Consider the following 12,142-nt stretch of genomic DNA (forward strand, 5'->3'; position numbering starts at 1 on the left):
AAATAGCTTGTTTAATTTTCGCGAAAAATCAGGTGATGAATATGAATGATGCAAATGAAACAATATTAATAGCTGGACTCGGTTTAATTGGAGGGTCCATTGCACTCTCAATTAAAAAAGAGCATCCTCATAAAAAAATTGTAGGATTTGATGTTTCCAAAGAGCAAATGGTTGCTGCAACAAAGCTGGGTATCATTGATTTAGCCGCTGATTCGTTTATGGCTGGTTTAGAAGAATCTTCGACCATTATTTTGGCAACACCTGTCCAGCAAACAGTGAAGATGCTTAGCGATATTGCAGACTCTGGAATTGATAGAGAGCTCACAATCACTGATGTCGGCAGCACAAAGCAAAAGGTCGTCCATTTTGCTGAAAAAGCGCTGCCTAATCATTACCAATTTATTGGTGGACATCCAATGGCAGGCTCTCATAAGTCAGGTGTTATTGCAGCGAAAGACTTTTTATTTGAAAATGCGTTCTACATTTTAACGCCTGCAAAGGAAACAAATCGTCAAGCTGTTGATCGGTTGATGGATTTGTTAAAGGGGACACATGCTCATTTCATCGAGATGACACCAGAAGAACATGATGCTGTGACAAGTGTTATCAGCCATTTCCCTCATATTGTTGCAGCCAGCCTTGTGCATCAAGCACATCATTTTGAAGAACAATTCCCACTTGTTAAACGGTTTGCTGCTGGAGGATTTCGTGATATCACACGAATTGCTTCAAGCAATCCTGCAATGTGGCGGGATATCCTGCTGCACAATAAACACAAGATTTTAGACCGTTTTCATGAATGGAAAAAAGAGATCAACCGCATTGAAACCTTCGTACAGCAAGAAGATGCTGAAGGATTGTTCTCTTATTTTCAAGATGCAAAGGAATATCGCGATGGACTTCCTCTAAGGAAAAAAGGAGCCATTCCTGCTTTTTATGATCTGTATGTCGATGTTCCGGATCACCCTGGGGTCATTTCGGAGATCACAGGTCATCTAGCAAGTGAAAACATTAGTATTACAAATATCCGTATTATTGAGACGCGGGAAGACATTAATGGGATTTTACGCATTAGTTTTCAAACAGATGACGATCGCAAGCGTGCAGAAATCTGTATAAAAAATAGAGCGAATTACGATACATTTTATGCTGACTGAGGTGACAAACATGAAAATTCATAAAAATGCTCCTATGAATGGAGAAATTCATATCCCAGGTGATAAATCTATTTCACATAGATCAGTGATGTTTGGTGCAATTGCTGATGGGACCACAGTAGTGAAAAACTTTCTTCCTGGAGCTGATTGTTTAAGTACGATTGATTGCTTTAGAAAGATGGGCGTTGAAATTGAACAAAATGGGACAGATGTTGTCATTCATGGTAAGGGATTGAAAGAGCTCAAGGAGCCGTCTGACATTCTTGATGTGGGCAATTCTGGTACAACCATTCGATTAATGATGGGAATATTAGCTGGTTGTGAGTTTCACAGTACACTAATCGGTGATGAGAGTATTGCCAAAAGACCAATGAGACGAGTGACGGGTCCGCTTAAACAACTAGGAGCCAAAATAGACGGCAGAGCAAATGGCGAGTATACACCACTGTCTATTCGTGGCGGTCATTTAAAAGGAATCTCTTATGAGTCTCCAGTGGCAAGTGCACAAATTAAGTCGGCTGTCCTTTTAGCTGGACTTCAAGCAGAGGGAACAACGACCTTAATTGAACCACATAAATCAAGAGATCATACAGAAAGAATGCTCTCTATGTTTGGTGTGAAACTAGATGAAGATGAACAAAGTGTTTCCATTGAAGGCGGCCAAACATTAACAGCAACAGATATATTTGTTCCAGGAGATATCTCTTCAGCTGCATTTTTCCTTGTAGCTGGAGCTATCGTTCCTAATAGCCGGATTGTTTTAAAAAATGTCGGGCTAAACAAAACAAGAACGGGTATTATTGATGTGCTGAGACTTATGGGTGCAAACCTTGAGATCAATGAAGTAGATGCCAAAGGCGGAGAACCGTATGGTGATTTAACGATTTCTACTTCATCATTAAAAGGGATTGAAATTTCTGGTGACATGATTTCAAGACTCATCGATGAAATTCCGATTATTGCCCTTCTTGCGACCCAAGCAGAAGGAACAACGATCATTAAAGATGCTGCTGAGTTAAAAGTAAAAGAAACCAATCGAATTGATACAGTCGTATCAGAACTAAAAAAACTCGGTGCTGATATTGAAGCAACAGATGATGGTATGAAGATTCATGGTAAAACTACACTTCAAGGCGGCGCGGTCGTCTCAAGTTACGGAGATCACCGTATCGGTATGATGCTCGGAATTGCCGCATGTATGACAAAGGAAGCAATTGAGATTGAGGATACAGATGCTGTTCGTGTCTCATACCCGAATTTCTTTGATCACATTGAATACTTAACGAAAACAGTCTGAGGATGTCCTCAGGCTTTTTCTTTCCTTTTGCATATTTGTCAGAAATATAGCATAGCTTGTCTCAAGGTGAAACCTTGAAAAAAATCACTTTGTTCGATGAAAACAGTGCATGGAGTTTACAAATCATCAGTTTCGTAAAGGATGAAATGAAAAACAGTCTTTAAAACACAAAAATGGGTTCATTTTAAAAGAGCAACATATTTGCTGGATGTGCACCTGTCGATTATGATATGAAGTAACAATAGTTTAGGTTTTTGGAAACAGAAAGGAACGGTTTGATTTGAATAGTTCATTACAAGAAGCCATAAAATTAGTTGAGGCGGGTGAGACTGAAAAAGGACTCCAAACACTTGCTCAAGCAGAGAAGCATTTGCATGATGAAGAAAAGGCGCAGGCAGCTCAGTTATATTATGATTGGGGAGATATCGATAAAGCACGCAATCTCATCAGTGATTTACATGATTTATATCCAGAAGAAACAGGTTTAACGTGTTTTTATGCAGAGCTATTGATTGACTCTGATGAAGAGGAGAAGGCGATTGCAGTATTAGAAACGATTCCTGAACATGATGATGCATACCCAGAGAGTTTATTGTTAATGGCAGATTTGTATCAAATGCAAGGACTATTTGAAGTCAGTGAACAAAAGCTTTTAAAAGCGAAAGAACTACTGCCGAATGAAGCCATCATTGATTTTGCATTAGGTGAATTGTATTTTTCACAAGGTCTTTCAAAAAAAGCGGCAGATTATTTCTACAAAGTGGCAGATCAACAGCATGAAGTTGGCGGTGTCAATGTGTATCAGCGGCTCGCTGAATCACTCAGCACAGCTGGAGAATTTGAGGATGCACTTGAATGGTACGAAAAGGCAGTAAAAGATCAGGCAGATCCGAATACTCTTTTTGGCTACGGATTTACAGCGATGAGGGCTGGCAGAACGAAAACAGCCATTCAGCAGCTTACAGAACTGAAAGATATTGATCCGTCTTACTCGTCACTTTATATGCCTTTAGCGAAAAGTTATGAGGAAGAAGGACTATATCACGAGGCTTTAGAGGTAGTAAAAGAGGGTATTAAAGTTGATGAGTATAACAAAGAATTATATTTATATGGTGCCAAGATTGATTTGAAAAATGGGGATTCAGAAGATGCGAAAAAACTGCTTCAAGAAGCACTTGCTCTCGATCCGGGGTATATTGAAGCAGTTCAAACATTGCTGGCGATCTATTTAAATGAAGAGCTGTTTGATGAAATCCTGGATGTTATTAAAGAGGTTAAAAGCTTTGGGGAAGATGATCCAAAATGGAATTGGTATGCTGCATCTGCTTCAGTCGGGCGAGAAGAATACAAAGAGGCAGCCGAGTATTTCAAACTTGCCCTGCCTGATTTTGATGAGGAACGTGACTTTTTATATGAATACGCTTCGTTCCTTTTAGAAGAGGGCAGACAAAAAGAAGCATTGCCGTTATTACGCAAAGTTCTAGAGAAAGATGGCACGAATGAAGAAATTGAAGAAACGATTTTAAGAATTGAAGACGAAATTTCCTTATAGTTTGCAGGAATGAAGAACTGGTTTGTTGAATAATTCATGTATAGCAATTTAATTTACGATAGAGGAGGGAATAACATGCAGACCCCTGTTTCTGTCAATGAAAAAAAGGAATTTATCCGGTGGTTCTTAAACCATTATCAGCTAAAGCGAAGAGAGTGTGTTTGGATATTAAATTATTTAATGAGTCACGACTCTTTGATGGAAAAGGTTCATTTTGTAGAGCAAGCAGAATTTTGCCCAAGGGGAATCATCATGTCGACACACTGTGTGGATGAAGTTCCCTTTAGATTTTATAAAGAAAACATCATGACGACAGATGCTGAAAAGTCATTTCATGATATTCGTTTGAATAAACAGCAGGATTTGTTTATTCAATTGAATTTCCGTTCTGCATATCGTTCGCCGGAATATGCCGCTGTTCTTGAAACAAATCCTCATATTCCAAAGGATCTTTACGAGAACGAAAAAGATAAGGATCTTGCTGAGAAAGTGCTTGAGCATTCAATCGCAACTTTCCAAAAAGAACGGCTCATGAAAGAGATAGATGAAGCACTTGACCGTCATGATCAAGAAACATTTAATAAGCTGGCAAAAGAATTAAGCCTATTGTCATAAACTGAACGAATAAGCCTTGCCCTATACAGGCAGGGCTTATGTCATGAAAGAGGGGAATTTGATGAGGTTTCAATCAGAGGACGCGGATCGCTTTTTGCAATCTAAAGCTTACATTGATACCGCTATCATTCCATTAGTTGGGATTGATGCGGATCAAATGAAACAAACCGTGTCTTTAGGAGAGTTTACTATTCTTGTAGCAGATGAACTTGAAAGACAGTTAAAAGGGCGGGTTTTTCTTTTTCCGCCACATACATATTTGGAAGTGAGTGACCGGAAACAAGAAGACATACTCACAATGAAGCAGTCGCTCAAAGATCATTTTCAGCATGTCATATTGATCACATCTGATCACAAGTGGAAAGAGCATGCTGAGATCAGTGAATCGCTATTTTTGCTCAAGCCTGTTCCGCTGGAGCATTTGAAGGTTGAATTAAAGCAAAAAATCATTCAAGACAGTGTAGAACAAATTTTGAACTTTTTGTTACAAAAATGGAACCCTTCATAAAAACCCTTACATTTGCATTGTACATAGCTTTTTAGGATGTTGACCTTGTGAATAGATTGATATATTATGAGGGTGTCCTAGTTTTATGAAATTTTTTCTAATTCAGTTATAAAGTAGCTGACGACCTGAGGGGGGGAGAAAAAAATGAGCGAGAAGAGACATGGAGTGTCCAGGCGTCAATTTTTGAATTACACGTTGACCGGCGTGGGGGGATTTATGGCCGCTGGAATGCTCATGCCTATGGTTCGCTTTGCGCTTGACCCTGTGCTAAAAGGAACAGAGGATCAGGATATGGTTCAAGTTGTCAGTGTAGATGAACTGACAAAGGAACCGAAGCGCTTTGACTTTAAAATTGATCAAGTAGATGCATGGTATGAGTCAAAGGAATCTAGGTCAGCATGGGTGTACAAAGAAGGGGATGAAATTGTCGCTTTATCGCCAATCTGTAAACATTTAGGATGTACAGTGAACTGGAACAGTGATCCGAAAAATCCAAACAAATTTTTCTGCCCGTGCCACTATGGGCTGTACGACAAGGATGGTACAAACGTACCCGGAACTCCACCGCTTGCACCGCTTGACCATTATAAGCAGCAAGTGAAGGACGGATACCTCTATCTTGGAAAAGCTGTGCCGAAAGGGGAAGGGTAACGATGCTTAACAAGATTTACGATTGGGTAGATGAGCGGCTGGACATTACACCGATATGGAGAGATATTGCGGATCACGAGGTGCCAGAGCACGTCAATCCAGCACATCATTTCTCCGCTTTTGTGTATTGTTTTGGCGGTTTAACGTTTTTTGTGACAGTCATTCAAGTCCTTTCGGGCATGTTTTTAACGATGTATTACGTGCCGGATATTAAAAATGCCTGGGAATCTGTCTATTATTTGCAAAATGAAGTGGCATTTGGCCAGATTGTCAGAGGGATGCACCACTGGGGTGCGAGTTTAGTCATTGTGATGATGTTTTTACATACGCTAAGGGTCTTTTTCCAAGGGGCGTATAAAAAGCCTAGAGAGCTGAACTGGATTGTTGGTGTGCTCATTTTCTTTGTGATGCTTGGACTTGGTTTTACAGGTTATCTTTTACCATGGGATATGAAGGCGCTGTTTGCGACGAAGGTTGGTCTTCAAATTGCAGAAGCAACACCTTTCATTGGTAAAGAGATCAAAACGCTGCTTGCAGGTCATCCTGACATTGTAGGGGCACAAACGCTGACGAGATTTTTCGCTATCCATGTCTTTTTCTTGCCAGCGGCATTATTTGGGCTGATGGCTGCCCACTTTATTATGATTCGTAAGCAAGGAATTTCTGGACCGCTATAAAATGTTGCGTTTGATGAATGTTCAATGAGGAGGGGATGACTTTGCATAGGGGAAAAGGGATGAAGTTTGTCGGAGATTCCAGAATACCGGCAGAAAGAAAACCTAACATACCTAAAGACTATTCCGAATATCCGGGAAAAACAGAAGCCTTTTGGCCGAACTTTCTTTTAAAGGAATGGCTTGTAGGTGCCGTTTTTTTAATTGGATTTCTTGTCCTAACTGTTGTTCATGCGCCTCCGCTTGAGAGGATGGCTGATCCAACAGATACTGGCTATATTCCGCTGCCAGACTGGTATTTCCTATTTTTGTACCAGTTATTAAAATATGAATTTGCTGCAGGAAACTTCACTGTCGTCGGCGCGATGATTATGCCTGGAATTGCGTTTGGTGCACTTTTGCTCGCACCATTTCTTGACTCAGGTCCAGAACGCAGACCGTATAGAAGACCAATTGCAGTCGGGATGATGATCCTTGCAGTCGGCGCAGCAACATATTTAACGTGGGAGTCTGTTGCAACTCATGATTGGGAAGCAGCGGCAAAACAAGGTGAGATTAAGAAAGAAGCAGAGATTGATACTTCAGCTGAAGAATATAAAATTTATCAAGAGCAGACATGTATCTCCTGCCACGGGGATAACATGCAGGGCGGAGCAGCCGGACCGTCACTCGTTGACAACGGTCTTTCGCCTGAGGAGATCGCTAAAATCGCTGTAGAAGGAAAAGGCAACATGCCTAAGGGTGTCTTTAAAGGCAGTGATGAAGAACTCGAAAAGCTCTCTAAATATTTATCTGAGGTCAAATCAAAATAATTCAGTTGTTTAAATGCAAGTACAAGGATATACTCAAAAGAGAAAAAGCTGGCGCTGTCAGCTTTTTTCTGATTTTAACAGATCGTGAGTGAAGAGACATATGAGATGGATTCAATATTTGCTAGCGACGCGCTACATGCTTGTGCTGGTGCTTATGATCAATTTCCTTGGCACTGTGTACGGCTACTATTGGTATATTCCGCAGCTCGTAGAGACGCCGGCTGTCTTTTTAGCTTTTGTACCAGACAGTCCAACGGCCAGCTTTTTCTTTTTATTTGTATTACTTGCGTTTTTGATGAAACGAAACGCTCCTTATTTTGAAGCGCTTGCTCTTGTAACCTTGATTAAATATGGGCTTTGGGCGGTAGGAATGAATATCTTTGTGCTTTTATCTGTTGATGATTTTCCGTGGGAAGGATACATGCTGATTGGGTCTCATTTTGCGATGGCGGTTCAGGCCGTATTGTTTGCGCCGTATTATCGTTTTCAAATGCGTCATCTCGTAGTAGCCGGCATTTGGATTTTACATAACGATGTGATTGATTATGTATTTGGTATGATGCCGCGTTATTCTATGCTGTCTGCTTATTCAAACGAGATCGGCTACGCGACGTTTTGGCTAAGTATCGCGGTTCTTTTTGTTTCGTATTATCTCGTTCTATCGAAAAAATCGGTCAAGCTGGAACTCCCTTAACAATGTTGGTCTAACCTTGTCCTTTTCTTCATACGCTGTAAGGAGAAGGGCTAGGAGGGACTTGCATGAAACGAAAGCCAATCGCGATGATTCTATTATTTTTTCTCGTATTACAGCCATCTGTTGCCAAAGGTGAGGAAACAGCTGCTAACACGCTGCAAGAATTAACGGAACTATCAGATTCAATCTTTCAATTAACGAGACAAGCTAAATATGATGAGGCATTACAAGTCGCATTGTATGTTGAAAAGACATTTAAAGCTGAGAATTGGCGTGGAACTTTGACGAATACGCAGATTCGGCAAATTACACTTGGCTATCAAGATATGATAAAAGGGCTGCCGCAGGAAGAATTGAATGAGCGCGAAAAGCTTCGATATGCCTCTCAATTTAGAATGCTGCTCGATGCGATCCAGTCGGATTCTGAGCCTCTTTGGGGTTCGCTCGAGAAGCCCATTATGGGGTCTTTTCCTACTTTGAAAAAAGAAGTGAAAGATCCAGAATCGACGACATTTTATGAAACATGGAATGAGCTGGTTTCTTTATACGATATGATCTATCCGAGTTTAACCATTGATATTTCGCCTGAAAAGCTGCAGACGATTAAGCAGCACATGGAAGTGATTGAGCAAGGTGAATTTTTAAAAGCATCAAGTGGGACAAAGCTTGAACGTCTCACGAAGCTGGAAGAGGATTTATCGAGTGTGTTTGCTCACGTCGATCAAGATGAAGCTGATCCATCGCTTTTATGGGTCATCTTAACAACTGGGAGTATCATTTTATTAACGTTAACGTATGTTGGATTTCGGAAATATCGTGCTGAAAAAGAAAAGAAGCAAAAACGTCAAGCTGAATATCCTAAATCATAAAAAAAGAAGCCCAAAACTGGTGCTTCTTTTTTAATGCGGATTGAGCGGCTTTTTGTGTTCATCTAATGTGAAGCCTTCACCGAGAACATCATGCACGTCACTGACAGATACAAACGCATGAGGATCGACTGAGGTCACGACGCTTTTGAGGTGGACAAGCTCGTTTTTCGGAACAACGCAATAAAGAACGTTGCGCTCCTGTTTCGTATAGGAACCGATCCCTTTTAAAATGGTGACACCGCGCTCCATTTCATCCGTGATTTTCTTTTGAATGATGTCATCTTTTTCAGAGATAATCATGGCGCCTTTGGCTGCGTAAGCGCCTTCTTGCATGAAGTCAATGACCTTCGCAGCAACAAACACTGCGACAAGTGTATACATTGCTTCTTTATAATTTAAGTAGGTAAGAGAGATGGTAATGACGCATGCGTCGAAGATGAACATTGTTCGTCCCATGGCCACCTGATAATGCTTATTAATCAGTCTTGCAATGATGTCCACACCGCCTGTTGTACCGCCGAATTTAAAGATGATCCCGAGGCCTGTTCCGATAAACACACCTGCAAAGAGGGCGGCTAAAGCTAAATCGTGCTGGAGAGGCATATGTATTTGAAAGCGCTGGAAGATGGCAAGAAAGACAGAAAGACTGACTGTTCCTACAATTGTATAAGTAAACATCGTTCTGCCGAGCATTTTCCAGCCAATAAAAAAGATCGGAATGTTTAAGACAAGGTTTGAAATAGATGGGTCAATGTGAAATAGAAAATATAAAAGCAGTGTAATACCTGTAAATCCGCCTTCCGCCAAATTGTTCTGCATATTAAAATGAACAAGACCGAAAGAAAAAATCGCAGATCCTATTAAAATAAATACGATATTTTTAAGACGAATTTCTTTTAGCAAGAGATCACTCCTTTTTTTGCTTAGACAGCGATAATATTATATGGTATGGGAGAGAAACAAGCAAACTGAGTCTTAAACATTTGTCAAATATTTATGATTTCGCTAACATGTAAGAGATGGATAGGAGGATGAGCTTCATGACGAAAGAAAAAACGCTGCGTCACGTGCAGCAAGAAGTAGATGATTACATAGGACAATTTAAAGAAGGCTATTTCAGCCCGCTTGCGATGATGGCCCGTCTGACAGAAGAATTAGGGGAGCTGGCAAGAGAGGTTAACCATTACTATGGAGAAAAGCCGAAAAAAACAACGGAAACAGAAAAAAGCATGGAAGAAGAAATTGGCGATGTTTTGTTTGTGTTAACATGCCTCGCTAATTCACTTGATATTTCACTAGAAGAAGCACATGATCGTGTGATGCATAAATTCAATACAAGAGATAAAGACCGCTGGACGAAAAAAGAAGGGAAGTAGAGACGATGACGAACGAAACCATCAAAGTAGTAATCGCTGGAGCAAGAGGAAGAATGGGGATAGAGGCTGTGAAGCTGGCGGAAGAAACAGGCCATTTTGAGCTGGTGGCCGCACTTGATCACGCGCATGAAGGAAAAAAATTATCTGATGTGATTCATACGACATCTAATGCGCCAATTTATACGGATATTGATGTGTGTCTTTCAGAAACAGCACCAGATGTATTAATTGATCTGACAACACCAGAAATCGGGAAAGTACATACAAAAAAAGCACTTGAACATGGCGTGCGTCCAGTCGTAGGAACAACTGGATTTTCAGAAGATGACCTAAAAGAGCTTCAGCAATTAACAGAAGAAAAGGGCATAGGCTGTATTATTGCACCAAACTTTGCTGTCGGTGCGGTCTTAATGATGAAATTTGCCAAAATGGCAGCGAATTATTTTCCTGACGTTGAAATCATTGAGCTTCACCATGATAAAAAACTAGATGCCCCAAGCGGTACGGGCTTAAAAACAGCTGAAATGATTGCAGAAGTAAGAGAAAGCAAAAAGCAGGGACATCCAGAAGAGAAAGAATTGATCGAAGGGGCACGAGGAGCCGATTATGATGGTATCCGTCTGCACAGCGTGAGACTTCCTGGTATGATTGCCCATCAAGAAGTGCTGTTTGGAATGGACGGACAGACGCTCACCATTCGTCATGATTCTTATAACCGTGCATCCTTTATGTCAGGCGTGAAGCTTTCAGTAGAGCAGGTCATGCACATTGATCAGCTCGTCTATGGTTTAGAAAATATCATCGACTAATAAGGAGTGGATTCCTGATGAACATTGCTTTAATCGCTCACGATAAGAAAAAAAGTGACATGATTCAATTTGCCACCGCGTACCGTGATATTTTGGCAGATCATACACTTTACGCAACAGGTACAACAGGTTTGAGAGTGAAAGAAGCGACGGGGCTTCCCATTCATCGTTTCCAGTCAGGACCACTTGGGGGAGATCAGCAGATCGGTGCTTTAATTGCTGATAATGCAATGGATCTTGTGCTCTTTTTTAGAGACCCGCTAACTGCGCAGCCGCATGAACCGGATGTATCTGCACTCATCCGGCTTTGCGATGTGTATACCATTCCATTAGCCACCAATATGGGAACCGCTGAAATTTTAGTCAGGAATTTAAATAAAGGTACGTTTGATTTTCGAGATGTAGCAAAAAACGGAGGAACAAATGAAACGACTTGATATCCTTGCATTCGGTGCCCATAGCGATGATGTAGAGATCGGAATGGGCGGAACGATTGCAAAATACGTAAAAAAAGGGGCGCGCGTCGGGATTTGCGACTTGACTCAGGCCGAATTATCTTCAAATGGAACGGTAGAGAGCCGCAAAGAAGAAGCAAAAGCCGCCGCCGCTATTTTAGGTGTCAGAGCGAGAATCCAGCTCACACTGCCAGATAGAGGGCTGTATCTAAATGACGAAGCGATGAAGGAAATTGCGGGCGTGATTCGAACATACAAACCGAAACTGATTTTCGCTCCGCACCACCAAGATCGCCATCCAGATCACGGCCATGCGGGCTCACTTGTAGAAGAGGCCGCTTTTTCTGCAGGTATACATAAATTTGAAGATTCATACAAGCAGCCAGCGCATAAAATAAGCCAAATGTATTATTACATGATTAATGGGCACCATCGTCCAGATTTTGTGATCGATATTTCTGAGGAAATGCACCAAAAAATTGATAGCTTGCATGCGTATAAAAGCCAATTTGTTAAATCGGCAAATTCAGTAGAGACACCTCTTGTGAACGGTTATATTGATTTTGTCAAAATGAGAGAGTCTATGTATGGAAGAGAAGTCAACAAAGCTTATGCAGAAGGGTTTATCACAAAGAAACCACTTTTGATGGACGATGACTTACTTGGGGGGTAA

Annotated in this window: 15 protein-coding genes; 14 read left to right on the forward strand and 1 reads right to left on the reverse strand. The window is 41.0% G+C overall.

The window, feature by feature from the left end; translation table 11 throughout:
- The first annotated feature begins 41 nt into the window (after positions 1-41).
- The 10 genes from NSS92_RS04105 (at position 42) to ypjB (ending at position 8,829) form a co-directional block, all read left to right on the forward strand.
- Positions 42-1,157 carry a prephenate dehydrogenase gene (locus NSS92_RS04105; protein WP_340866972.1) on the forward strand — a complete coding sequence of 372 codons (1,116 nt, stop codon included), beginning with the start codon at positions 42-44 and terminating at the stop codon, positions 1,155-1,157.
- 10 nt (positions 1,158-1,167) lie between these two features.
- On the forward strand, positions 1,168-2,454 hold the full coding sequence (gene aroA, locus NSS92_RS04110; RefSeq protein WP_340866973.1) for a 3-phosphoshikimate 1-carboxyvinyltransferase: 1,287 nt from the start codon (positions 1,168-1,170) through the stop codon (positions 2,452-2,454).
- A 280-nt stretch (positions 2,455-2,734) separates the two neighbouring features.
- Positions 2,735-4,006, forward strand: a complete 1,272-nt coding sequence (locus NSS92_RS04115; protein WP_095408873.1) for a tetratricopeptide repeat protein — start codon at positions 2,735-2,737, stop codon at positions 4,004-4,006.
- 75 nt (positions 4,007-4,081) lie between these two features.
- A complete protein-coding gene (locus tag NSS92_RS04120; protein WP_008344562.1) occupies positions 4,082-4,621 on the forward strand; it encodes a ReoY family proteolytic degradation factor in 540 nt (179 codons plus the stop codon).
- Positions 4,622-4,682: 61 nt separating this feature from the next.
- The gene (locus NSS92_RS04125; protein WP_251216624.1) at positions 4,683-5,129 is read left to right on the forward strand and encodes a YpiF family protein; all 447 of its coding nucleotides are present in this window, start codon (positions 4,683-4,685) and stop codon (positions 5,127-5,129) included.
- Between the two features lie 144 nt (positions 5,130-5,273).
- Positions 5,274-5,780: a ubiquinol-cytochrome c reductase iron-sulfur subunit gene (locus NSS92_RS04130; protein ID WP_007500911.1), complete on the forward strand. Its 507-nt coding sequence runs from the start codon at positions 5,274-5,276 to the stop codon at positions 5,778-5,780.
- Between the two features lie 2 nt (positions 5,781-5,782).
- Positions 5,783-6,457, forward strand: coding sequence for a menaquinol-cytochrome c reductase cytochrome b subunit (qcrB, locus tag NSS92_RS04135; RefSeq protein WP_003215804.1), 675 nt, complete (start codon positions 5,783-5,785; stop codon positions 6,455-6,457).
- A 41-nt stretch (positions 6,458-6,498) separates the two neighbouring features.
- A complete protein-coding gene (locus NSS92_RS04140) occupies positions 6,499-7,266 on the forward strand; it encodes a menaquinol-cytochrome c reductase cytochrome b/c subunit (RefSeq protein ID WP_024422792.1) in 768 nt (255 codons plus the stop codon).
- A 100-nt stretch (positions 7,267-7,366) separates the two neighbouring features.
- Positions 7,367-7,960 (forward strand): DUF1405 domain-containing protein, encoded by a 594-nt coding sequence (locus NSS92_RS04145; protein ID WP_142945870.1) that lies wholly within the window; start codon positions 7,367-7,369, stop codon positions 7,958-7,960.
- 65 nt (positions 7,961-8,025) lie between these two features.
- On the forward strand, positions 8,026-8,829 hold the full coding sequence (ypjB, locus tag NSS92_RS04150) for a sporulation protein YpjB (RefSeq protein ID WP_267587438.1): 804 nt from the start codon (positions 8,026-8,028) through the stop codon (positions 8,827-8,829).
- 30 nt (positions 8,830-8,859) lie between these two features.
- Here ypjB and NSS92_RS04155 read toward each other — a convergent pair whose 3' ends face one another.
- Positions 8,860-9,732, reverse strand: a complete 873-nt coding sequence (locus NSS92_RS04155; protein ID WP_197198208.1) for a YitT family protein — start codon at positions 9,730-9,732, stop codon at positions 8,860-8,862.
- 137 nt (positions 9,733-9,869) lie between these two features.
- Between NSS92_RS04155 and NSS92_RS04160 the strand changes: the two genes are divergently transcribed.
- Genes NSS92_RS04160 through bshB1 form a run of 4 tightly spaced genes read left to right on the forward strand, consistent with a single transcriptional unit; the run spans position 9,870 to position 12,142 of the window.
- Positions 9,870-10,205, forward strand: coding sequence for a nucleotide pyrophosphohydrolase (locus tag NSS92_RS04160; RefSeq protein ID WP_024422788.1), 336 nt, complete (start codon positions 9,870-9,872; stop codon positions 10,203-10,205).
- Positions 10,206-10,210: 5 nt separating this feature from the next.
- Positions 10,211-11,014, forward strand: a complete 804-nt coding sequence (dapB, locus tag NSS92_RS04165) for a 4-hydroxy-tetrahydrodipicolinate reductase (protein ID WP_095408867.1) — start codon at positions 10,211-10,213, stop codon at positions 11,012-11,014.
- Between the two features lie 17 nt (positions 11,015-11,031).
- Positions 11,032-11,451 (forward strand): methylglyoxal synthase, encoded by a 420-nt coding sequence (mgsA, locus tag NSS92_RS04170; RefSeq protein ID WP_034280445.1) that lies wholly within the window; start codon positions 11,032-11,034, stop codon positions 11,449-11,451.
- Positions 11,438-12,142, forward strand: a complete 705-nt coding sequence (gene bshB1 / locus NSS92_RS04175) for a bacillithiol biosynthesis deacetylase BshB1 (protein ID WP_064497524.1) — start codon at positions 11,438-11,440, stop codon at positions 12,140-12,142. The genes mgsA and bshB1 overlap by 14 nt, the downstream gene beginning before the upstream one ends.

The organism is Bacillus sp. FSL M8-0166 (assembly GCF_038008825.1).
In the GTDB taxonomy this organism is placed as follows: domain Bacteria; phylum Bacillota; class Bacilli; order Bacillales; family Bacillaceae; genus Bacillus; species Bacillus safensis.

Bases quoted from the DNA above. Each gene is read 5' to 3' on its own strand.
- NSS92_RS04105 (WP_340866972.1), top strand. From the start codon at position 42: ATGAATGATGCAAATGAAACAATATTAATAGCTGGACTCGGTTTAATT.
- NSS92_RS04125 (WP_251216624.1), top strand. From the start codon at position 4,683: ATGAGGTTTCAATCAGAGGACGCGGATCGCTTTTTGCAATCTAAAGCT.
- bshB1 (WP_064497524.1), top strand. From the start codon at position 11,438: ATGAAACGACTTGATATCCTTGCATTCGGTGCCCATAGCGATGATGTA.
- NSS92_RS04120 (WP_008344562.1), top strand. From the start codon at position 4,082: ATGCAGACCCCTGTTTCTGTCAATGAAAAAAAGGAATTTATCCGGTGG.
- NSS92_RS04145 (WP_142945870.1), top strand. From the start codon at position 7,367: ATGAGATGGATTCAATATTTGCTAGCGACGCGCTACATGCTTGTGCTG.
- dapB (WP_095408867.1), top strand. From the start codon at position 10,211: ATGACGAACGAAACCATCAAAGTAGTAATCGCTGGAGCAAGAGGAAGA.
- aroA (WP_340866973.1), top strand. From the start codon at position 1,168: ATGAAAATTCATAAAAATGCTCCTATGAATGGAGAAATTCATATCCCA.
- NSS92_RS04130 (WP_007500911.1), top strand. From the start codon at position 5,274: ATGAGCGAGAAGAGACATGGAGTGTCCAGGCGTCAATTTTTGAATTAC.
- mgsA (WP_034280445.1), top strand. From the start codon at position 11,032: ATGAACATTGCTTTAATCGCTCACGATAAGAAAAAAAGTGACATGATT.
- qcrB (WP_003215804.1), top strand. From the start codon at position 5,783: ATGCTTAACAAGATTTACGATTGGGTAGATGAGCGGCTGGACATTACA.
- ypjB (WP_267587438.1), top strand. From the start codon at position 8,026: ATGAAACGAAAGCCAATCGCGATGATTCTATTATTTTTTCTCGTATTA.
- NSS92_RS04160 (WP_024422788.1), top strand. From the start codon at position 9,870: ATGACGAAAGAAAAAACGCTGCGTCACGTGCAGCAAGAAGTAGATGAT.